Origin of the sequence: Gelidibacter japonicus (assembly GCF_010725055.1) — a bacterium.
Taxonomy (GTDB): domain Bacteria; phylum Bacteroidota; class Bacteroidia; order Flavobacteriales; family Flavobacteriaceae; genus Gelidibacter; species Gelidibacter japonicus.
In genome coordinates, this window is sequence record NZ_BJKB01000004.1 from 236,261 (window position 1) to 258,961 (window position 22,701).

15 protein-coding genes, 1 tRNA gene and 1 CRISPR repeat array are annotated in these 22,701 nt (G+C 35.8%); of the genes, 4 read left to right on the forward strand and 12 right to left on the reverse strand.

Annotated features, from left to right (window positions below; genetic code table 11):
* Window positions 1-305: 305 nt before the first annotated feature.
* The 3 genes from feoB to G6N06_RS06460 all read right to left on the reverse strand — a co-directional run bounded on the left by feoB (window position 306) and on the right by G6N06_RS06460 (window position 3,962).
* Window positions 306-2,405, reverse strand: a complete 2,100-nt coding sequence (gene feoB / locus G6N06_RS06450) for a ferrous iron transport protein B (RefSeq protein ID WP_163515242.1) — start codon at window positions 2,403-2,405, stop codon at window positions 306-308.
* Window positions 2,405-2,632: a FeoA family protein gene (locus G6N06_RS06455; protein WP_129015733.1), complete on the reverse strand. Its 228-nt coding sequence runs from the start codon at window positions 2,630-2,632 to the stop codon at window positions 2,405-2,407. Before G6N06_RS06455 ends, feoB begins: the two co-directional genes overlap by 1 nt.
* A gap of 661 nt (window positions 2,633-3,293) precedes the next feature.
* The gene (locus G6N06_RS06460) at window positions 3,294-3,962 is read right to left on the reverse strand and encodes an SCO family protein (RefSeq protein ID WP_163515243.1); all 669 of its coding nucleotides are present in this window, start codon (window positions 3,960-3,962) and stop codon (window positions 3,294-3,296) included.
* A gap of 95 nt (window positions 3,963-4,057) precedes the next feature.
* Here G6N06_RS06460 and G6N06_RS06465 point away from each other — a divergent pair, with 95 nt between their 5' ends.
* The 3 genes from G6N06_RS06465 (at window position 4,058) to G6N06_RS06475 (ending at window position 7,649) form a co-directional block, all read left to right on the forward strand.
* Window positions 4,058-5,992, forward strand: coding sequence for a M1 family metallopeptidase (locus G6N06_RS06465; RefSeq protein WP_163515244.1), 1,935 nt, complete (start codon window positions 4,058-4,060; stop codon window positions 5,990-5,992).
* Between the two features lie 80 nt (window positions 5,993-6,072).
* Window positions 6,073-7,419, forward strand: a complete 1,347-nt coding sequence (rseP, locus tag G6N06_RS06470) for an RIP metalloprotease RseP (RefSeq protein WP_163515245.1) — start codon at window positions 6,073-6,075, stop codon at window positions 7,417-7,419.
* A 156-nt stretch (window positions 7,420-7,575) separates the two neighbouring features.
* Window positions 7,576-7,649, forward strand: a tRNA-Asn gene (locus G6N06_RS06475).
* 439 nt (window positions 7,650-8,088) lie between these two features.
* A CRISPR array of direct repeats spans window positions 8,089-10,903; the repeat unit is 37 nt; unit sequence GTTTCAATCCTAATTTCTAAATGGAATGGTTGGGAAT.
* Window positions 10,904-11,097: 194 nt separating this feature from the next.
* Here the strand turns inward: G6N06_RS06475 and cas4 are convergent.
* Genes cas4 through G6N06_RS06515 form a run of 8 tightly spaced genes read right to left on the reverse strand, consistent with a single transcriptional unit; the run spans window position 11,098 to window position 19,908 of the window.
* Window positions 11,098-11,673, reverse strand: a complete 576-nt coding sequence (cas4, locus tag G6N06_RS06480; protein WP_163515246.1) for a CRISPR-associated protein Cas4 — start codon at window positions 11,671-11,673, stop codon at window positions 11,098-11,100.
* Complete coding sequence (gene cas2 / locus G6N06_RS06485; protein WP_163515247.1) at window positions 11,673-11,963, reverse strand: CRISPR-associated endonuclease Cas2; 291 nt, start codon at window positions 11,961-11,963, stop codon at window positions 11,673-11,675. Before cas2 ends, cas4 begins: the two co-directional genes overlap by 1 nt.
* Before the next feature lie 12 nt (window positions 11,964-11,975).
* On the reverse strand, window positions 11,976-12,968 hold the full coding sequence (cas1, locus tag G6N06_RS06490) for a CRISPR-associated endonuclease Cas1 (RefSeq protein WP_163515248.1): 993 nt from the start codon (window positions 12,966-12,968) through the stop codon (window positions 11,976-11,978).
* Window positions 12,969-13,655 carry a CRISPR-associated endonuclease Cas6 gene (locus G6N06_RS06495; protein ID WP_163515249.1) on the reverse strand — a complete coding sequence of 229 codons (687 nt, stop codon included), beginning with the start codon at window positions 13,653-13,655 and terminating at the stop codon, window positions 12,969-12,971.
* Between the two features lie 43 nt (window positions 13,656-13,698).
* Window positions 13,699-16,116, reverse strand: coding sequence for a CRISPR-associated helicase Cas3' (gene cas3 / locus G6N06_RS06500; RefSeq protein WP_163515250.1), 2,418 nt, complete (start codon window positions 16,114-16,116; stop codon window positions 13,699-13,701).
* Complete coding sequence (gene cas5 / locus G6N06_RS06505; RefSeq protein ID WP_163515251.1) at window positions 16,113-16,913, reverse strand: CRISPR-associated protein Cas5; 801 nt, start codon at window positions 16,911-16,913, stop codon at window positions 16,113-16,115. Before cas5 ends, cas3 begins: the two co-directional genes overlap by 4 nt.
* Before the next feature lie 30 nt (window positions 16,914-16,943).
* Window positions 16,944-17,945: a type I-B CRISPR-associated protein Cas7/Csh2 gene (gene cas7b / locus G6N06_RS06510; protein WP_240337991.1), complete on the reverse strand. Its 1,002-nt coding sequence runs from the start codon at window positions 17,943-17,945 to the stop codon at window positions 16,944-16,946.
* 22 nt (window positions 17,946-17,967) lie between these two features.
* Window positions 17,968-19,908, reverse strand: a complete 1,941-nt coding sequence (locus G6N06_RS06515) for a TM1802 family CRISPR-associated protein (RefSeq protein WP_163515252.1) — start codon at window positions 19,906-19,908, stop codon at window positions 17,968-17,970.
* Window positions 19,909-20,812: 904 nt separating this feature from the next.
* Here G6N06_RS06515 and G6N06_RS06520 point away from each other — a divergent pair.
* Window positions 20,813-21,085: a hypothetical protein gene (locus G6N06_RS06520; protein ID WP_163515253.1), complete on the forward strand. Its 273-nt coding sequence runs from the start codon at window positions 20,813-20,815 to the stop codon at window positions 21,083-21,085.
* Here the strand turns inward: G6N06_RS06520 and cas9 are convergent.
* Window positions 21,045-22,433: a type II CRISPR RNA-guided endonuclease Cas9 gene (gene cas9, locus G6N06_RS06525; protein ID WP_163515254.1), complete on the reverse strand. Its 1,389-nt coding sequence runs from the start codon at window positions 22,431-22,433 to the stop codon at window positions 21,045-21,047. The two genes, G6N06_RS06520 and cas9, sit on opposite strands and share 41 nt — an antisense overlap.
* Between the last annotated feature and the right edge of the window lie 268 nt (window positions 22,434-22,701).

The following is a 22,701-nucleotide window of genomic DNA, read 5'->3' on the forward strand; positions in this document are numbered from 1 at the left end:
TGCGGGAAAAAAAATTCAGTGCGATCGTTGAGATCCCATGATTTTACGCAGACTAATATCAGTAAACATGCTCAATGACACTTATCACAATTATGAGCATCACCAAAAGCCTTTTGCTTCTTGGATTTTTTCCAAAAGAATTTTTTGATCAAGAAACTTAGTGCAAGTCCCAGGGCCAAAAAAGCTAATATGTTTTGAATCGTATCGTTCATTTTTTTAGTTTTCAGTTGCAGTTTTCAGTCGTTATTGCCGGTTTGTTATTTCTAATCCCTAATCCCTAATCCTTCTGTCATCCGTCTTTCCACCTACTTCAAAACCTGAAACGCAATCAATGCTATAATATACGCAAAAGTGCTCATTATTACAAGCTGTAAGATGGGCCATTTCCACGAATTGGTTTCTCGCTGCACAATGGCCAAGGTGCTCATGCACTGCATGGCAAAGGCGTAAAACAACAACAATGAAATACCTGAAGCAAAATTAAAAAGCGGCCCTCCCAAAATCGGATTGACTTCTCCCGCCATCCTGTTTTTGATGGTTTCTTCGTCATCACTTCCAACGCTATATATGGTTGCTAAGGTGCCTACAAAAACTTCACGGGCAGCGAATGAACTCACCAGGGCAATACCAATTTTCCAATCGTATCCCAAAGGTCTGATGGCAGGTTCAATGGCGTGCCCTGTAATGCCAAGAAAGGAATGTTCTAATTTCTGCGAAGCCACATGATGTTCTATTTCATCCTCGCTAAGGTTTTGATTCGCAAATTCCGTAGCGACAATTTCTTCAGCGTTATTGAAATCGTCTCCCGGACCATAAGAGGCCAAAAACCAAAGAATGATGGAAATGGCCAAGATGATTTTTCCAGCACCAAAAACGAAAGCTTTGGTTTTTTCAACAACTGTCAATGCAACGTTCTTTAATAATGGCAACTTGTAATTTGGCATTTCAACCACAAAAAAGGTCTTGCTTCTAATTTTAAGGATTTTGTTTAGGATCATTGCTGACCCCAAAGCCGCACCAAATCCGATAAGATATAACAACATTAGGGTCATGGCCTGATAGCCTAAACCAAAGAATCGTTTATCTGGAATAACCAAGGAGATGATAATGAGATACACTGGCAATCTCGCCGAGCAGGTGGTAAAAGGTGTCACTAAAATAGTGATGAGTCGCTCTTTCCAGCTTTCAATATTTCGGGTGGCCATAATTGCCGGAATGGCACAAGCCGTCCCAGAAATTAAAGGGACTACACTTTTTCCGCTCAATCCAAAGCGCCGCATGCCTCGATCCATTAAAAAGACCACGCGACTCATGTAGCCGGTTTCTTCGAGTATTGAAATAAACAGGAATAAAAAGGCGATCTGAGGTATGAAAATGACAATCCCACCCAGTCCAGGAATAATACCTTCTGCCAATAAATTAGTAAAAGTACCTTCAGGAAGTGCGTTTTTGGTCCATTCGCTCAATGATGCAAATGTGGAATCGATAAAATCCATTGGCACACTGGACCAGTCATAAATGGCTTGAAAAATAGTCAATAAAATGAAAAAGAAAATGACATAGCCCCAGACTTTATGGGTTAAAATTCGATCGAGTTTGATTCGAAGGTCTTTAGCCGTACTTAAATCTATGATTTGGCCCTTTTTAAGCGTTTCGTTTATAAATTGATAACGCTTGATGGTTTCCTTTTGCTGAAGACGTTTGAGTTCGGATTTCGATTTCGTCTTAAAATCGGCAACAGGATCAATTTCATTGCGGTCTGTCTTACCAAAATTAACATCTTGGGTAATAACTAACCAAAGTTTATATAATAACTGATCTGGAAAAGCTTTGCGCAATCCGTCAAAATAGTCCTTGTCTATTTCTGAAGCATTCATACACGGAACAGTTGACAGTTCTCTATAATTGGAAATCAATTCCTTTAACTCGTCAATGCCGTAGTTTTTTCTGGTACTTACCAAGGCAATCTTAGTGTTCAACTGCTTTTCTAAATACGGAATATCCAAGGAAATACCTTTATAACGCATTCTATCCGCCATATTGATGACCAGAATACTCGGGATTTCCAAGTCTTTGATTTGTGTAAAAAGGAGTAGGTTTCTTTTCAGGTTCTCAACATCGCTCACAACTACGGCAACATCTGGAAAATCCTTATCGTTTTTGTTGAGAAGCAACTCGATGACCACGTTTTCATCCAATGAAGAAGCATTCAAGCTATAAGTTCCTGGCAAATCGATGATGTGCGCTTTCACACCTCGGGACAATTTGCAGATACCTTCTTTTTTTTCAACCGTAATTCCGGGGTAGTTCCCAACCTTTTGGTTCAATCCGGTAAGCGCATTAAATACTGAAGTTTTACCTGTGTTTGGATTTCCTATTAATGCAACATTGATCTGTTTACTCATTATAGAATATCTATTAATATGTGAAGTGCCGTCTCTTTTCTGATGGCCAAATGGGTGCCATTGATGTTGAGATACATGGGGTCAGAAAAATAGGCCACTTGAACAAGCTCTACAAAATTGCCCGGTAAACAGCCCATTTCCAATAGTTTCAATGGGATATAAATGGATGAAACATCAGTAATAATACCGCGTTGCCCTTTTTTTAGATGTGCGACTGTTGCTTGCAAGCTTATTTAGATTGATTTTAAAGAAGCAAAAGTAAACGAAAAAAATTTATTGTTTGTTATTTGGGGGAAGAAAGTTGAGAGATATTAGTGGGTAGTGGGTAGTGGGTAGTGGGTAGTGGGTAGTGGGTAGTGGGTAGTGGGTAGTGGGTAGTGGGTAGTGGGTAGTGGGTAGTGGGTAGTGGGTATCTTGAGGGATTAGGGATTAGGGATTAGAGTAGGTTTTGAGATTAGCGATTAACGACCCGCCCGAACGTGCCATTTCGGTACGGGGGGTTGAAGAGTGTTGATTTTTGCATAACGGCCAACTCTAATCAGGGACATTCAATCAGTTCATTGGTAGGAGAGTACTAAAAAAGTAAATCAAGCTAGTAAATTCGGTGTGTTTTAAGGCTTCTGCGAAAATCTGCGACATCTGCGGGAAATAAATTCAAAGTAATATGTGTTGAGGTTCAGCCATTTTCGATCATCGCATTCAAATTCAGAACTGCTACCATCATGTTGCAAGTTTCAACTTCAACTTCAATTTCGTTCGCTTAAATCCCAATCTAAAATCAACAATCCCCAATCAACAATCCCCAATCAACAATCCCCAATCAACAATCCCCGATCAACAATCGTAAATCAACAATCGTAAATCAACAATCGTAAATCAACAATCCTTTTACCCTTCGTTCTTTAGTATTTTAATATCGTCCAATAATTTTTCGATATCGTCAGGCTGGGTGCCGTCGTAATAGCCACGAATTTGTCGCTTTTTGTCAATGAGCATGAAGTTTTCAGTGTGGATCATGTCGTATTCATCGCCGTTACCGTCTGTTTTGACAGCCAAATAACTTTTCCTTGCGAGTTCATAAATCTGCTTTTTATCGCCTGTGACTAAATTCCATTTTTTGTCGATGACCCCTTTTTCAATAGCATAACGCTTTAATTGATCCACATCATCAATTTCTGGCGTAACCGAATAAGAGAGTAGCATGATTTCCTCATCCGCTAAGGTTGCTTTTTGGATTTGGGCCATATGATCGGTCATGATCGGACAAATGGTTTGACAGGTCGTAAAGAAGAAATCGGCCACATAAATTTTGTTTTCGTAATCCTTCTGGGTAACGGTGTCACCATTCTGATTGATCAGGCTGAAGTCGGCAATTTTATGGTATTTACTTTGGTATTGCAAAGTGCTATCCACCATTTCAAAATTCACCATGGTAGGTTGGTAAATAGGAAGCACTTTTTTGGGTGTCAGTACATTGTACATAATTGTGACAATGATTGCGGATAAAAAGAACATAAAGATGGCAAAAAACTTATATTCTCTAAAGAAAGATAGCATTTTTAATGGTTTTGAAAATGTTGTATGAGATATGTTTGCAAAAATACAACAGATAAGAATCAAAAAGGGTATTTTTAATCTTAAAATTACGTTTCATGAACAACCACTACCTCCTTCTTCTTTTTTTATTCTTTCCCAGTTTTTTAAATGCTCAAGATTACCACATTAGCGATATAAGCGTTGCAGAAGCCCAATCTGCATTACATCGCATGCAATTCCGCCCCAATGCCAATACAGGAAATTACGATGTAAAATATCACCGATTGGAACTTGAGGTGGATCCGTCAGTGGCGTTCATAAGTGGTGATGTGACCACCTATTTTGAAGCGAAATCCAATTTAGACCAAGTTGTTTTTGATTTGGCGGCCAATATGACGGTGTCTCAGGTTTTACAACGTGGAAATCCGCTGGTTTTTACTCAGAACAGCAATGATGAAGTAGTCATTGCGCTTTCAGAAGAACAAAATCTTGGTGTCTTGGATTCCTTGACCATTAGCTATTCAGGAAATCCCGTAAGTTCGGGTTTTGGCTCCTTTGAAGTCAATACCCATGCCGGGAAACCTGTTCTATGGACGCTTTCTGAACCCTATGGTGCCAAAGGATGGTGGCCATGTAAGCAAGATCTGATTGATAAAATTGATAGTATTGACGTGTATATTACTACGCCTTTGACCAATCCTGATGGGGATACCTATGTGGCCGTTTCAAATGGTTTGGAGCAATCGCAAATAATCAATACAGGCAGTAAGACCACCCACTTTAAGCACAATTATCCTATTCCGGCCTATTTGGTAGCCATGGCGGTCACCAATTATACAGTGTACTCTGATACCGTTTCAAATAATGGAAGGCCATTTGAAATTGTCAATTACGTCTATCCGGAAAACTTAGCAACTGTACAAGCGCAAACTCCGGTCACGGTTGACGTCATGAACCTTTACAGTACGCTTTTTGGCGAATACCCATATGCCGATGAAAAATATGGCCATGCCCAATTTGGATGGAGTGGTGGGATGGAGCATACGACCGTATCCTTTATGGGAAGTTTTGGACGTAACTTAATCGCCCACGAACTGGGTCATCATTGGTTTGGAAATAAAGTGACCTGCGGCAGTTGGAAAGATATTTGGCTCAATGAAGGATTTGCTACCTATATGTCCGGGCTCGTCGTTGAAAACTTAGATGGCGATGCATCATTCAAGAACTGGAAACAGCAGATGCTCAACTCAATTACCTCTGCCCCTGATGGCGCAGTCTTTCTGAAGGATACTGACACCCTGAGTGTCAATCGTATTTTCAATCAGCGTCTGTCTTATAATAAAGGGGCGATGCTGTTGCATATGCTCAGAAAAAAATTGGGTGATGCGCATTTTTTCCAAGGCTTGAAGAATTATTTAAACCATCCGGATCACGCTTTCGGGTACGCCAGATCGGAAGATTTTATGGCTATTATGGAACAAACAAGTAGCGTAGATCTATCTGGGTTTTTCGATGATTGGCTCTACGGCGAAGGATATCCAAGCTTTAACTTAGAATGGTCACAGGCCACGCCTACCGAAATAAGACTAACCTTAGAGCAGCTCCAAAGTCATGCGTCCGTATCTTTTTTTGAAGTGGACCTGCCCGTACGACTGGTAGGTACCGAGGGTGAAATTCTCGATCTGATTTTGGACCATACCCTCAATGGTGAAGTTTTCATTAAAACGGTTAATTTCCAAGTGGCAGAAGTACTGATCAACCCAGAATACGATATTATATCAAAAAACAATACGACGGTTCTGAGTACAGACAAATCCTTTCTAAATATGGATATAGTATTCTATCCCAATCCGGTTTCGGAACGGTTGACCATAAAAAAACCTGACGTTCTGTCGATTGATGAAGTCCGTATTTATAATGCCCTTGGTCAACTTATGAGCACATCGGTTGGACATTCAACCATTGATGTCACTATGCTTTCTTCTGGCCTGTTTTTTGTGGAACTCCGAACCAACATGGGCAGGATTAATAAATCGCTGTTAAAAAATTAGCTATTAGAATCGTATTAGTTTTCTAAATGCGGTTAAAAGACTACTTTTGTGCCTTATAATTTTTTTTTGAAAAGAAATCAATGGAGTTTGTAATTAAAATTTCTCAATTTTTATTGAGTTTGTCCCTGCTTATCGTATTGCACGAACTGGGGCATTTTATACCGGCAAGATTATTCAAGACGCGCGTAGAAAAATTCTATTTGTTTTTTGATATCAAATATAGTTTGTTTAAGAAAAAAATAGGCGATACCGTCTATGGAATCGGTTGGTTGCCACTTGGAGGCTATGTCAAGATAGCGGGAATGATCGATGAAAGTATGGATAAGGAACAAATGGCATTGCCCCCGCAACCATGGGAGTTCCGTTCTAAACCGGCTTGGCAACGGCTTATCATTATGTTGGGAGGGGTGACCGTCAACGTGATTTTGGCCGTATTTATTTATATTGGAACCAGCTATTATTATGGCGATAAGATCCTTCCCAACGAAAACATTCCGGATGGAGTTCTTATTGAAAGTACGGTGCTTAACGATCTAGGTATCAAAACAGGTGATAAAATTATTGCGGTTGACGATTTTGTCATTGAGGATTTTATGCAAATTTTTGAACATATTCTCTTTGGAAAGCAAGTGACTATTGAGCGTGATGGCGTGCAATCTAACATAGAATTACCACAAGATTTTCTATCCCAAATTAGTGATGCCAAAGAAAAGAAGTTCGTCAGCTTAAGAATGCCTTTTATTATCAATGAAGTTCCGGACACCTCTTTTAACAAATCGGCTGGACTTAGAAAAGGAGATATTATCATCGCATTGGATGATACCAAAACCAAATATGCCGACCAACTCTTGCCAGCTTTAAATAATTATAAGGGGCAAAAAGTTACCGCCACCATTTTGAGGGATAATAACACTTTTGAGACCCCATTAACGGTTAGTGATGAAGGTAAATTAGGTTTGGTTTATGCTACGGGAGCTACGCCAGAAACCTTGGGTTCTTTAGGATATTACGATTTTGAAACCAAGAAATACAGTTTTTTGGAAGCTATTCCGGTAGGCGTAGTCAAAACCAAGGATAAGATTTTGTCCTATATCAAACAATTTAAAGCTATTTTTACTCCAAGTACGGGCGCCTATAAAGAAGTAGGTGGGTTTAAGGCTATATATGATGTGTTCCCGAGCGTTTGGAGCTGGGAATATTTTTGGGGCATTACCGCCTTCCTTTCCATTATGTTGGCGGTACTGAATTTGTTGCCAATTCCTGCATTGGATGGAGGTCATGTCATGTTTTTATTGTACGAAATTGTATCCGGACGCAAACCAAGTGAAAAGTTTTTAGAGCGTGCTCAGGTGATTGGATTCATGATTCTCATCATGTTAGTATTGTTTGCCAATGGCAATGATATTTTTAAAGCATTGACTGAATAAAAATTTTTCAAAATAGTTTTGCTCAAGTTAAAAATAGCAATATATTTGCATCCTCAAAATAAGGTATTAAACCTTCCACTTTAGCTCATCGTGATAGCTATCGGGAGGTTAGAGCATCGGGAAACAAAAACGTTCTTAAATAAATATAATTAACCTTCCTCTTTAGCTCAGTTGGTTAGAGCATCTGACTGTTAATCAGAGGGTCCTTGGTTCGAGCCCAAGAAGAGGAGCAAACAAAGCCGTTACGTAAGTAGCGGCTTTTTTGTTTTTGGAGGGTTTTGACTTATTGATTGAGTCAACTTAATGCGTTAATCTTATCATAACTCATTACGATTTTTACGGGTTTGCCAGTTTTCGGGATTGCTCGAGCGTAAGAAGAAGGATCTAGCCAAGCTATATGAAATTGTAAAGAAGTATTTTATTTCCTTAACTTGTTTTGATGTATCCATTTCATACATTATCCATACTCTTTCCATACATTATCCAGGGAGTATATACGCTATACCTTTTTTTTACACTGTGCTTTGTGAATTGCTTTCAGAATTGTATTTTAGTTGACTATTCACAGGCTAAAATCAAAGCAAAATGAAAAAATTAAGGTTGTGAATTGCTTTCAGAATTGTATTTTGCAATAGCTGTAAGCGAGATCAACATTTCAGGTGTAGAAGTGTTTCAATCCTAATTTCTAAATGGAATGGTTGGGAATCAGATCATACAGCAAACTCTGAAAATTCACGCTGTACTGTTTCAATCCTAATTTCTAAATGGAATGGTTGGGAATGAAACAAGAACTCATTTTCAAAGTCTGGCCACATCGGGGTTTCAATCCTAATTTCTAAATGGAATGGTTGGGAATAAAGCATATTACTGCTCATTGCCACGCCCACGCTTTGTTTCAATCCTAATTTCTAAATGGAATGGTTGGGAATATAGGGTGGTTTTTTGTCCATCCTGGCAATGAGTGGTTTCAATCCTAATTTCTAAATGGAATGGTTGGGAATAAACTATTTGAATAATGTTAACGACAAATCAAATTAGTTTCAATCCTAATTTCTAAATGGAATGGTTGGGAATATATTATTTGTAAGATTGTTTATGTTGGAACTGTAGTGTTTCAATCCTAATTTCTAAATGGAATGGTTGGGAATTGAACTCACCGCCTACTTCTTGAGCAAATTCATCAGTTTCAATCCTAATTTCTAAATGGAATGGTTGGGAATATATTTGCTTGTAAATTTCATGATCTTGTTTTTTGTTTCAATCCTAATTTCTAAATGGAATGGTTGGGAATCACCACCAAGTGGCATCATGGAGCTGACCAAAGGCTGTTTCAATCCTAATTTCTAAATGGAATGGTTGGGAATTTTCTGGTATAAATACCGGCATATGCCATTGATGTGGTTTCAATCCTAATTTCTAAATGGAATGGTTGGGAATAGTATAATTCTTTCCAGTCACGATGCTATTGATGGGTTTCAATCCTAATTTCTAAATGGAATGGTTTGGAATAGTATGGTGCATATTTATTGTCTTTATTTTCTTTAAGTTTCAATCCTAATTTCTAAATGGAATGGTTGGGAATCTTGGATGTAGCTCAGCAAAAGGGTTTCATCGGCAGGTTTCAATCCTAATTTCTAAATGGAATGGTTGGGAATTGAAAATGTATTTTCTTTACCATTTAATGCTGATTGGTTTCAATCCTAATTTCTAAATGGAATGGTTGGGAATAATTATGGGGAAGCGATGAAGAGATCGAGCAGTTAAAGTTTCAATCCTAAGTTCTAAATGGAATGGTTGGGAATCAAACATGGAAAAAGCAAAAAAAATAATGACTGCTTGTTTCAATCCTAATTTCTAAATGGAATGGTTGGGAATAAGTTTTCACAAGAAATGCTTTTCAGATATTTAGAATGTTTCAATCCTAATTTCTAAATGGAATGGTTGGGAATTTCTGTTGGCTGTTTTTATCGCCTCACGTTTTACGGTTTCAATCCTAATTTCTAAATGGAATGGTTGGGAATACAAGTAAACAACTATAAATCAAATCATAATGAAAGGTTTCAATCCTAATTTCTAAATGGAATGGTTGGGAATTGATTAATATTGTACTACTGGTTCAGGAATACTGTCGTTTCAATCCTAATTTCTAAATGGAATGGTTGGGAATATCAGAAAATCAACTACAGGAATCATCAGTGATCTTTGTTTCAATCCTAATTTCTAAATGGAATGGTTGGGAATTGCGTCTTTTTTCTCTTGTGACAATCGGTCGAACCTGTTTCAATCCTAATTTCTAAATGGAATGGTTGGGAATATTGACAAACGTTACCCCATCAACTGTGAATTCATGTTTCAATCCTAATTTCTAAATGGAATGGTTGGGAATGTGGCTGGAAAAGGAAGGGCATGGCGTGCCTGTGGAGTTTCAATCCTAATTTCTAAATGGAATGGTTGGGAATTTCTCACCTGAAAGTTTTCATTCAGATAATCGGCCAGTTTCAATCCTAATTTCTAAATGGAATGGTTGGGAATTTAACAATCCGCTTTGCTCGATGAATTGCTTAATGGCGTTTCAATCCTAATTTCTAAATGGAATGGTTGGGAATTTCTTTTTGTCTCTCCTGCATCATATAATGACTATGAAAAAGTTTCAATCCTAATTTCTAAATGGAATGGTTGGGAATCCCAATCCTGTCGTGGTACCACATAGCAACGGCAGTGTTTCAATCCTAATTTCTAAATGGAATGGTTGGGAATACAGAATGGCTTGATCTGACCAACAGTTTAGAGAAGTTTCAATCCTAATTTCTAAATGGAATGGTTGGGAATATGATGAAGCCAACGCCTGTGTTGCTGATGGCTTCGGTTTCAATCCTAATTTCTAAATGGAATGGTTGGGAATCGGTTATATTTGCCCATAATCTTTTGGGCTTCTTCAGTTTCAATCCTAATTTCTAAATGGAATGGTTGGGAATAGCGTTCCGTTAATTGCCCTATCAAGCTCAATTTTAGTTTCAATCCTAATTTCTAAATGGAATGGTTGGGAATTAGGTACAGGCAAATTTGCGCCATAAGTATGTGGTTGTTTCAATCCTAATTTCTAAATGGAATGGTTGGGAATTTGTTTTTTAACATTTGGTCGGGTCGCAATTGCTTGTTTCAATCCTAATTTCTAAATGGAATGGTTGGGAATTTTTTTTGACCGCTATACCAATTATTTAACCCAATTGTTTCAATCCTAATTTCTAAATGGAATGGTTGGGAATAACTCTTCGAGGTTCACGTCCTGGAAATCCTTTTCAGTTTCAATCCTAATTTCTAAATGGAATGGTTGGGAATTCTTTTAAGTACACTTTCGCTCATAAGTGCTGATATGTTTCAATCCTAATTTCTAAATGGAATGGTTGGGAATTCTAACTGTAGACGGTGAAGCATTGAAACCGATCGGTTTCAATCCTAATTTCTAAATGGAATGGTTGGGAATCCGATTGTGCGCCCAAAACCAGTAATGATAATGCTTAAGAAGGTTTCTTCAATTTTTAAAATCCCGAATTTCAAGATGTCAAAGAACGACATAGTATCCAAAAATATAGGTCTTCCGTATTGCGTAGTAACCGCTATGCTTGTCATAAGCCTGTTTTTTTAACTGTGAATATATAAATTGCCTTGCGGAAGCATCTATTTGATACAAATATTCCGATAGGTACAATTTACACATCTTTTTTTAAACTTGGTGGCTTTTGGAAATTTATTCTGTTCTATAATGTCAAGCATAGCTTGCATACTATCTTTTATTTCCAATTTTGCCTCAGCTGGAATTGGTATTTCAATCAACTTGTGTTTGCTACGGGTATAAACTAAATAACCTTTTTCAACTTTTGAGCCAAAATTGTCCTCAATAAGAACCGCATAACAATATAATTGTTGTTTATAAGTATCATAAATTTTATCTTTCCAATGGGCAAATTTATAGTCTAAAGGTGCGAAGGTTCCATTTTCCAATTTGAGTACTTCATCCACCTTGCCTCGTAGTCCTTCCATTCCCAAATATTGATCAGTCCATTTGTGAACTGCCCCAATTTTTTTTCGAAGATAATCTTTGTTTCGTTCTTGTTTTTGATCATGGACCTCACGGCCACGATTTACTTTATAAAATTTTTCCTCGTACTGTGGGATACGCAGTACATACTCAAAATAAGTATAACGCGGACAATACAAGTATTCGATTATTTGGGATGGATAAAAGCTCTGCATCAGAAAAATAATGATTTTACTTCATCTTTCACTAGCTTTTCATCAAATGCCTGTCCCATCATGGTGCACCCTTTTAATTGCTCTTTGTTCATTTGGAAAATATAGATCTTGTCAGCCTCCTCATCGATTACGTTTTCTATTTGTAGCTCCAAACTGTCCTTTTCATTGTTGGTTAATGTCCCTAAAAAACAGGAATATTGCACGCGATATAACCCTGCTTTTAAACAAACTTTGGAAACGAAATTACGAGCAGCATCGTTTTTGATATCGTATAAAACCCAGATAATCATATTTTTTTTATTTTATTCAATCAAACTATTTGCAAATCGATGAGCCTCCAATTGCACGGTATTCATCCGGGTTTGTAGCCTACCTTTATAACGAATCTTATCACTGTCCAAATACTCCAAATAGGGCGCTACAAAAAACGCCTTACCCTCTTCATTCAAAGAATAGCCACCAGTAAATTCGCTAAAATGGGACTTATTGATTTTTTTTCCCGTAAACAATCGAAATACAAAACGATCAGCATAGATGCGATAAGGCTCTATAAAGTCAAAAACCAAACTTTTTGTATTATAATCATCCCGATGCATAAACCCGACAAAAGGATCGAGTCCTGCCAGCATCAAGGCCCGCTCAATCCGACTGTACAAAATTCCATAGCCATAATTGAGCATGGCATTAAACTCATCTTGTGCAGGTCTAAAACTACGTCCCTTAAAAGCAAACGCATCTGGCATACATTTGGAAAGTGCCTCAAAATAATGCCGTCCCGCTGAACCTTCCCAACCTCTGAAAGATTCGTCCACTTCCTTGATGTTGTCCGCATTGCTTTGCGAGATGTTTTGTCTTAACGTAAGGATGGATTCAATCTTTTGATCCAGAAAGTCGTGCTGTTTGGTCCTATGTTTTTTTAGATCTTGCAGAAAATCAGCTTGATTCTCTAATTTTTGGCTCAACCAGGCTTTTATCCATGTAACACCAATGCCGTCCAGCGAAGCCTTTAATTGTTCCTTTCGGATTTTGGTGGTACTTCCCAATTTACTATGCCAAAAGCGGCCCATGGGATGACCATTGTTTTCTACGATTACAATATCAATATTGTGTTTTAGTGCGAGAGCGATGGCATCAGTGCTAAGCGCTGAACCCTTACTCATTACAAAAGATGTGATCTTATGGGCGGCAATATGATTTACTTTTACAGCCTTGGACTTTTCTTCTCTGATTTTGATGGCAAACATGTCATCTTTTACGTGTATATAAGTACCGTAAGTATTAATAAAGATCTGCATCTAACTTTTTTTTATAGTTCCAAACCCTCTGGATACTGATTTCCCAAGTCCAATCTCGTCGGGAAGTTGGGCATTGACCACAAAATTACCTGAAAAAGCGATCATCTTATTTTCCTTGAAATTGGTATTTTTATGCTGAACGGTTACCTTGGCCATTAAGCGTTCATAAGGCGTAAGTTCTATAGACGTATTTCTGAAGAAACTTAGGATATGTCCCACCAATATGGCATTTAGCATATCGTGCTTCTTCGCCTCGCAGGTCAATTTTTGGTATTTTGCATAATTGGCTTGGTTGAGGGCCATCCATAAGGTCGTAAATTCATAATTGTGCAAGTTTCGACTATAGCCAACTTCCTCATTTTTTAGCTCTATGTTTTTCGTTGTGATATCATAGTTTTGTCCGTTAATATCAAGCTCCTTAATTTTTAAGAACAAACTTGGCAACAGTTCCGCGCCTTCATTGATGCCAATAAGGGTTGGTATATTATTGATTACTTTGTATTGGACAGTTGGATATTTGTATCGGAATTTGCCATCGTCATAATGGTTGTGCAGAATAGGAGAGTGTTGCTTAAAAAGATTGCCAAAATAGCCGCGTAGTTTATGGGCATCACGGGCCTGTAGCTTGATTTCGGGGAATTTGATGCGGCATATTTTGAGGTTTTGGGTTGTTGTTGGTAAGGTCATTTATGATTGATTTTATTAGGGAATTTTAAAATACTTACGGAATTTAAAAGACAAAACTTCTGTTATCTTTTTGTTTTCCCCTGTTATATCCTGTTTCTGTAATATATCTTGAAACAATTTCTTCATGGGGTACGATTAAAATATTCTCTTCATATTCATTGATTAAATATAGATCTTGACATAAATATTTAGGTACGGAAATAATGTGTTGTTGAAATTGTAATTTCCAATCCCTATTAAATTCTTCGATACTGAGTTCGCCACGGATTTTTTGCAAGTATTTATCTCTTACCTCGCGAGCTTTTGTATCTACTTCAATAAAGACACTTGTGTACTGATCGGATTCCTCAATAATTCTAAAAGCGGAAATAGGATAAGTAGTTTTATCTTCATTGTCATAATTAAGCGTTTGCAACGATTCAAAAAACTTCCTAGAATCTCTGAATGAACTTTTTTCGGAAATACTACTGAAATAAGTCTCAATTAATTTCAAATATTCTTCTTCCTTAAAAAAATCTTGTTGTTCCAATGCTTTCTTCGCCTGTAAATATGCCAAAAGGCCATATATCCGAATGGTCTTTTTTGAATCGAAATCTACAATATAGAGTGGAGCATGTTTCTTCTTGGGATTGTTATTACGGTTAATTCGTCCAGCAACTTGAACGATTGAATCTATTGGTCCTATATCCCGAAACCCCATATCAAAGTCTAGGTCAACACCAGCTTCTACTACTTGAGTGGCTATTAAAATAGGTGATTGTCCCGCTTCTAATTGTTTTTTAATGTTTTTAATTCGATTAAATCGATGCGCTGGGATGATGTTAGTTGATAAATAATGAATTGGATTTACCAATGAGTTTTCTCCTAAATGTTTTCTTATTGCACTGTGTAATTCAATTGATAAGTTGACTGTATTGCAAACTATGAGACAAGATTTATTGGCTTCCCATTTTTTGTCAAAAATGTTTGAAATGAAGTTTTCAATTGTATCTTCCTGCTCATCAAAAACTTCTTCCAATAGTGGATAAACTGCTGTTCTTTTAAAACGGGCAAAAACTTCTTCGTAAGTAGTGAGCAATTCTTTTGAATCGACTTTTTCGCCGAGATTGCTTAATATTTCTTGCTCTGCTAATTCAAAAATTTTTGGTCTTGTTGCAGTCATCAATATAACCCTAGCTTTTAAAAACTTAGAGAGATAGTACAAAGAAGCACCCAAGAGTGGTATTTGGTCTAAACGTAATGTTTGCACTTCATCTAATATGATGATAGAATTGGCAAAATGATTGAACTTTTTTAAAAGTTTGTTGCGATTTCCAATTAGGGTTTGAAAAAACTGTACGAATGAAGTAATTACAATATCAGCTTGCCAAGTATCTAATGCCATTAATTTCTGATTGTAATCGTAGATTTCACCATTTCCATTTTCTTTGTCTTGTCCAAAAATATCAGCATACTGATAATGACCCAAGATTTTGATATTCTCTGTTTCTAAAGTCTTTTCATACTCAACTAAAGCCTGCTCTATAATATTGATAAATGGCAATGCATAGATAATTCGAGATTCAATATTATGCTCTTTTTTTATTTTGTCTTTTAACTTTAGGGAAAAATCCAAGGCCGTCATCGTTTTACCTATACCTGTAGGAGCTGTTAAGGTGAAAATAAATTGGTTCAAAATAAAGTTATCTTCCAGATGAGAAGTAACGATTGCACGGCAATAATTACGAAGTTCGGAATCATCCAAATCTTGAATATTTAAATTCTTTGCAGAAACGCTTCCAAATCGCTTATCAACGGCATCTGGTAAAATGGATTGTAAAGTATAAGGGAAAGTGTCTGATGCATCTAATTTATCACCTTCAATCAATAAGGAGAATAAGTAATTAATTAAAAAATAATCCTGTATGTTCGCCTGTTTCTTTTGCCAGACTCTAAAACCTCTTCTGATCTTTCTTTCATCTGTATAAAATATATTTTCGCGTAATCCATCAATGCCTATATCATTTTCGATATCCTTAAAATAGGGTGTTAGATTTTCTTTTTGGCTATTGATAATATCATTCAACTCCATACCTAAGTTTGTGACCACTTCGAAAAAATTTGTCAATTGGCTATGGTGAAGGAAGATTAGATAAAAGGCCAATAAGGCTTTTTTATCTTCGTTTTCCAATAGATTAAAAGCAGTAAATCCACCGATACGCGCATGTTGTTTTAAACTCTGATTGATTGGTTCTACTTTGAGCAAATAATTTTGAAAGTAGGAAGTGTATTTTCCCAAATCGTGAAGATTGGTTATTATTTTAACCAGTTCTTTTATTTCTTCCGCAGAAAATCCCAACTCTACATTATCAGCCAAATGAAATAGAGCTTTCTCCTTAACACCCAAAATATGGGTTTTTAGTTCTTTCGATCCAAAAACTTGTTCTTTTTCATCCTTTTTACTATGTGAATAAAATATCATATATCCATAAATTGAATATTCAATTTTCCTGATTCTGTATCCAATTGATAGTATGGAACGTTTAATTTTACCCGTATGGGATTAGGGGTAATGGAAAATAGAAGTTTATTCATTTTCCGTACTTCCCTATTTTGATTTCCCACAAAATCTCCGGGAAGCATATCTTCTTCTATAAAGTTATAGCATTCGTATTCCTCACGATTGAATTTTAATTCTTCTACAATATTCACAGGAACGGCCGAATGCATGAAGATAAAATCTTTATCATCGATTTCAGTTATTTCATTTTTATTAAATAGTTGAATTTCAGAGATATTCGCATTGAAATTAGCAATTCCCAATGAAATATTGAAAACGGGATCGTTATTAAAAAAGTGCCTTTTAATTTTCTCAAAACTGTCTTTGCCAAGCTCACTTCCAGCAATAAAGATTTGATACTCAACTTGGCATTTAGCCATATCCCATCCTGTTATTATTTCAAAAGGGGTTTGAATCCGACCGTTTTCACCTCGCAAATCCGATGACCAATGTTTAGAAACGTCACCTATGGATTTGACGCTCAAAAAATTCAGGCGATGAAAACTTTTCTTTAAAGGACATAATACCCTGATTCCAAAGTTGATTTTCTCGGAAGCCAAATCCTCATAATAAGAATCTTTGGGTAAGCCCATTGCCGCAGCCAAAATTCCCATTAATGTAGTTCTTGGTGGAATAGTAAAACTAAAGGCTGTATTATTGGCATAATACTTTCGGAAGTGGGCCATCTTGCCGCCTATTTTAAAACTCAGTATTTCCATAACAAAATTGTTTTAAATGAAACTATTCTGTTAAAGCGAAAATTCGAAATCGGCAGAAGTGCGAATAATGACGTCTTTTATTTTATTTTTATTTTCGTTCAGTAAATTTTTTAAGGCACTCATATTCAAATCTAATTCCTTGAATTTTCGAATTTGTTTATCGGTGATTCCTTCTGTAGGTTTGGTTTCTACATAATTACGCAAATCCCCGAATTGTCCGTTGGAAACTCCTTCATTATAAACCACCTCAACATATAATTTGGGATATTGATTCAATTTTGATCGGGTGGGATTAGCGGGAATGCTTTCCCAAATGGCATTTCTGAAGATTTTTACATCTTCCTCAGTTAGACCAGTATAATTGGCAGCTGGTGCATTGATAGTTCCATTAAAACCCAATAGACTATAGTGCAGACGATAGTCTTTTCCGAACGTACTGCTGTCATCATTCATAATGGTTACGATGGAGCTGGAATCCATTAATTCTACTTTATTGAATGAATACCCCCAATTAAGTTGAATAGGTCCAGTATATGCCTTTGTAAAACCTCCGACGGCAAAAGCACTTCCAAACATCCGGATATCAATAAACTTTTGTTTTACCAAATAAGCAAGTAGCTCATAATTCACATCCTTGTGTTTAAACTTTTTATCGGTAATCGTTTTCCATATTTTTTCCAGATCTTGTTCTTTTGCTATGATATCTTTATAGATATTCAAAGCTTCTGGGTTTTCTGAAAAAGCTTTTTCTAATTCTCCTTCATTTTCAATAGTTCTTTTTACAACAGCATTTAGTTTGCTGTCTATACTTACTTTGTTGTTACCTTCCATGTTGACAAATACGACCTCGTCTTTATTTGTTGCAGTCAAATAATCTCGGATGAATCGTTTTATTCGGGTATCGGTCACTAAATTGGTTTTGGTATCGTAATCCATTCTTGGCTTATTTTCCTGATCGGGATCTCCGTTAGGATTGCACTGGATGGCTTCATAAATAAATAGAAAATCGGATGAATTTTTAATTGCACTCATTATTTCGGTATTTAAAGGTTAGTTATTCGTCTATGGTGTTGTTTTCATTTTTCTTCCCTGCCCCAAAGGAATATCCTGTCAGCATAAAGAAGATGGCTTCTTGTGGACTTAATTTCCAATTGTTGAAGTCGAATTCATTTCCGAATTTCTGATCAGTAAAGACAATTTTATTCATAGAGTTGTACTGTTTTGCTTTTTCTATCAGATCAATGCGTAAACGTTGAATGCTGTCTTTATCCATGCCATTAAAATTGACTTTCTGGATGACTGTTTTATTTTTTCCTTGTTGTAAGTATTCTACACTATTGAGCATTCTTCCAAGAAAAAACATTGCGCGTTGTTCCTGATTAAACTTCATTTTTTCGAAAAATTCATTCTCTAATTGATCATATTGATTGATATTTTCTGTAATTGTATTAATATCCTCCATATCTATAAGGTTTAATGTTTTTAATAATTCAAGAAAGGCTAAATATTTGAAAACGCTGTCACGCACAGCAAAATAGAAAAAATCTTTTCCGTAATTTTTTACATTTGTGTAACTGCTGTATCGTGAGTAATGATGGCATAGTATTAATTCCGTAAAGTATTCATAGAGAATATCTGAATCTACTTTTCGATTCTCTAAAATAGTTTTGAACAGGTCTAATGCTTTGTTCTTTTTTTCTTTATCCTTTCGTAAAGGAATAATTTGGTAGAGTGAATTAAAATTGATATTCCTAGGTTCTCCATAATCAGTCATAACAGTGTTCCAATTCACAAAGTTAGCTTGCTGAAATTTATTATTAATTTCATGAAATGACATCAGCAATTTATCTATATGAAATCGGCTAACATCTTTGATGATCTCGGTAGATTTGAAGAAATTTCCGTCAGATTCAAAGGCGATAAAATTAATCCAGAAAACCTCATCCTCTTTGTCTAACCAGTCCTGGATGTTTTTATTGAAAGTATCCAATTTTTTTAAATTAAATAAAAGATCAGATTTTCGTTGAATGCCTTCCAAAGCCATTTCTAAATTTATATTGGAATTTTGTAAGAACTGTGGAATAATAACGTGATCAAGATTGGCGATTCGCACTTTATAACCTTGATTCAAAAGATAATTGGAGGCATAATCTAAATATTCTTGATTTTCAGCACTTACCTGATAGTTTAAACCAAATTTATTTTTATCAAAAACTGATGCATAATTTCTTGTTTCAGTAACAAACATTTTATTTAAACTATATCTATTGTCCAAAGATAATTCGCTTACGTTTTTCGTATTTTCACCACTTGCATAACATAGTTTAGTAACTTCTTTATTTTCTGGCATGGGTTTTTCCATCTTACCAAAATAAGATTGTTCAATAAATGCTATATATGCAGGGATTTTAGAAAAAGGAGTTGGTGTCTCATATCCAAACTCATCTCCTTTTATATAAACCACTAAAAAAATTAACTTCTCATCCCGATTGAGTTCGAATAGATTCTCTATGGTTTTTATGTCAACCTCTGATTTATTTTCGGAAATCGTTTGCTCCAAAAAACTCTCTTTCAATAAAAATATATGATCCAACAAAGATTTGAAATCTTCCGAAAGTAATTTTGAATCAAATTTTAGTATCGCTTCTTCCAGCTCACCGGTTTCTGCGTTATTATTATCTTCTTTTCCAAAGAAGGTCTTATAAATTTGCGTTATTTTCTTAGCAGGAGCAGAGGTGTAGATAGCTTTGTTGTTTCCACCTTTAATTTTTAATGGATAGTATTGTATAATTTTATCTTCATCATACTCTATTAAATTCTTCCTATCAATAACTACATCTTGATTATCTAAATCAAAAACAATCGACAAGCTATAATTTTTTATGCGATTTCCATGTCTATCTGTTGTATCAGGCCTGGGATAATCCAAAAAGCGATCCCATTCACTTTTTCCGTGACTTTGCCACTCGCCAATTTTTAATAAGGTAGTTAACATAATCTATATTTTACGTAAAAAAAGCCTCAACCTATATTTATTTTTATAAGAAATGATCCTTGTGTCATAAATAAACATAATCATTTTAAGAGGGTTACGCTAATATAGAAAATAATTGAACAATAGTGGTCATTAAGGAGTGATCCTTATTTCTTAGATCAATCTAATTTTATAAACGATTGATTAATTGCTATATTTATCTTCTCATATTATTCATATATTAATCTCCGCTGCGAACGGCTTGTGATGACCAAAGATCTAAAACAGGTCGTATTGTTAGTTTTAAAAAGTTAAAGTATTAGAAAATTTGGTGGTAGAACGAATGTTAATTGCCGATAGAGTATCTATGGTTCAATTAAAACTGAACGATAGACACAATCTATGATTGAATAATGGAATCGTACAGTTTAAGGTTTCGGAAGGTCAATATTACTTATGGGAAAAAAAGCTTGAAAGCTTTGATGTAGTCGATTGGACCGTATTGAATTACGTTGCCGATATTAAATTATATAAAAATTACAAATCGATTATATAAGCATGTATCAGGTACTGCGTGGATTAAGACTATTTGTGATCCCCACAAATATTAAAGGATTAAGGTTTTCAAAAGTCAATTTTTAGATGGAGAGGATATAAGTAATTCCATAGTAATAGAGTGCTAATTTAAGTTGCAACGCATCACGCGCAACCAAACTACTGACATTTAATAAAACTATTAATTAACTATACACTATTATGAATAAGTTTTTCTCATTTTTTTTTAATTCTTCTTACGTTATCGTGTAGCAAAGATTCGGAATCTGAATTAAAATGCTATACCGAAACAGATCCACCAAGAAATAGCGATAAAGTCACAATTAAGCAAGGTGTCTGGGGAGATGTTTGGTTTTGGAGTGGCGATTTTATGCCAGTTTCGCGTGGCGAAATTTGTCAGGTAAAGCGGGAAGTATATGTCTACGAATTGACCACACGTAGTGAAGCTGAACAAATTGACTACACCTCTTTTTATACGGGAATACGCACAAAACTGGTAACCGTAGTTGCATCTGATAGCGATGGTTTTTTTCAAATTGAACTTGAAACGGGAAACTACAGTCTTTTTATTAAGGAAGATAGTAAGTTCTATTCAAACGTTTTTAGTGAAAATACGATTTTTCCTGTGAAAGGCTCAAAGTAGCGTAACCCTGTTGTAATTTGATTTTAGAAAATCTTAGCGCTTCTTCATCGCCCAGATTTAACTTAACCGTACCGAATTCTTCTAATTTCTCTTGACTGTCAAAAGTGAATAGAATGTGCCAAATATCTTCAAAGGAATATTTGTTATCATCTTTTTTTGCAGGCTGTGAAGGTCTTTTATTGATAGAATTCCAGTTGTAATCATCTTTCCAGTTTTGTCCTAAAAGTTCTTGAAACGAATTCAAAAGTTTAACGGAAAGCACCTTTGTTTTAGGTCTTTCCTTAAACCTCGATTCCATCTTCGCCCCATCTTTTTTTACTTGATTTATAATGCTGCTCAGTTTAAAATCGTTTGAGGCCTTATAGAAAAGTGGATAAATTTTTTGTTGTAAATAATCTTCAAGCTCCCAACCTTCAGGTTGCTTTATTTTAAGGTTGTTTATAAAAACCCAAGTACGATACTCTTCATACAGTGGATGGCTAACTGGCGCACGTTTTTTGTTTTTCTCGTAAGTGCAAATGCCAATGAGACCTTTTTGGGTTCTAAGAGGTCGTTGCCAGATGATCGCTTTTTGTAATTTATTATAGAAATTTTGATCGAGTCCTTGAATTTTACATATTAATTTGAGTTCATTTTCATAATCTTTTCTCAAATTATAGCGTTCGCGAATTCTATTGCCTGTCTCCTTTTGAAAATGATAAAGAGCAGCTCCCAGAGATTTGTATTCTTTGATGAAGTCTTCAATTTCATTTCGACCAGGGGTTCCTGTTTTCTTACTGCCTTCAAGCATTGTTTTGGCTTCCTCCTCATCACGACCTTTAAAACCGCGACGTTGAACCAATTGATAAAACACACGTCCCAAGATGTGGGGATTGTCAGCAAACACTTTTTTTGCGCTCTCGTCATTTGAAACCGCCATCGTCCTGAATATATAGTAGCTTTCGTGTTTATCTTTTGAAAATAAATGAAAATCGGGCTTGCCATCTCCATTGAAATCAAAGCGTAACCATTCAATAAATTCTTTGGTCTTGGGGTATTGACGGGGCTGTCCCTTCTTGTATTTTCTCCATTGATCTAACTCCACTAAAGTTAGAGGGCACATATCTTTTTTTATGAGGAACTCAAGTAATTCCCACTTCCTATATTTTTCAGCTTGATAATTTCTTCTCTTTCCCCGACTTTCCGTACGTTTCTTAACTTTAGGAAACTCAATTCCTTTTTCTTCACCCACACCTTTGTCAAAAGTGAGAACACCTTTTTTAATTATTTGATTTCCCTTTTCAGTAGTGTCACGTATTGCCCAGCCTATTGAGTTGGTGCCTAAATCTAATCCTAAAGTTGTATTCATAAGTTTGTCGAAAAAATTATTAATTAGGGTATATGTTTTTTTATTTCCTATATTTATACTCTGAAAGCTATTCACAATAAGGCTATAAGCCGAAGAAAAATCTTAAATCCTGCGTATTCCGTGGGATTTTTCAGTTAATGTCAGAATTTATATGTTAAAATATTACTAAATATAGAAAATATATATTTGTTTCCTAATTAATGTATTAATGTATTAATGTATTGAAAAGGGCGTTATTCTATTGACCCAAGAAATTTTAAGCAATTCA

Excerpts from the sequence above, each read along its gene's own strand:
- cas4 (WP_163515246.1), bottom strand. The coding sequence starts at position 11,673 with ATGCAGAGCTTTTATCCATCCCAAATAATCGAATACTTGTATTGTCCG.
- cas2 (WP_163515247.1), bottom strand. The coding sequence starts at position 11,963 with ATGATTATCTGGGTTTTATACGATATCAAAAACGATGCTGCTCGTAAT.
- G6N06_RS06520 (WP_163515253.1), top strand. The coding sequence starts at position 20,813 with ATGCCAGTTTCGCGTGGCGAAATTTGTCAGGTAAAGCGGGAAGTATAT.
- cas5 (WP_163515251.1), bottom strand. The coding sequence starts at position 16,913 with ATGGAAATACTGAGTTTTAAAATAGGCGGCAAGATGGCCCACTTCCGA.
- G6N06_RS06465 (WP_163515244.1), top strand. The coding sequence starts at position 4,058 with ATGAACAACCACTACCTCCTTCTTCTTTTTTTATTCTTTCCCAGTTTT.
- G6N06_RS06495 (WP_163515249.1), bottom strand. The coding sequence starts at position 13,655 with ATGACCTTACCAACAACAACCCAAAACCTCAAAATATGCCGCATCAAA.
- rseP (WP_163515245.1), top strand. The coding sequence starts at position 6,073 with ATGGAGTTTGTAATTAAAATTTCTCAATTTTTATTGAGTTTGTCCCTG.
- cas1 (WP_163515248.1), bottom strand. The coding sequence starts at position 12,968 with ATGCAGATCTTTATTAATACTTACGGTACTTATATACACGTAAAAGAT.
- G6N06_RS06515 (WP_163515252.1), bottom strand. The coding sequence starts at position 19,908 with ATGTTAACTACCTTATTAAAAATTGGCGAGTGGCAAAGTCACGGAAAA.
- cas7b (WP_240337991.1), bottom strand. The coding sequence starts at position 17,945 with ATGAGTGCAATTAAAAATTCATCCGATTTTCTATTTATTTATGAAGCC.
- G6N06_RS06460 (WP_163515243.1), bottom strand. The coding sequence starts at position 3,962 with ATGCTATCTTTCTTTAGAGAATATAAGTTTTTTGCCATCTTTATGTTC.
- feoB (WP_163515242.1), bottom strand. The coding sequence starts at position 2,405 with ATGAGTAAACAGATCAATGTTGCATTAATAGGAAATCCAAACACAGGT.
- cas3 (WP_163515250.1), bottom strand. The coding sequence starts at position 16,116 with ATGATATTTTATTCACATAGTAAAAAGGATGAAAAAGAACAAGTTTTT.
- cas9 (WP_163515254.1), bottom strand. The coding sequence starts at position 22,433 with ATGAATACAACTTTAGGATTAGATTTAGGCACCAACTCAATAGGCTGG.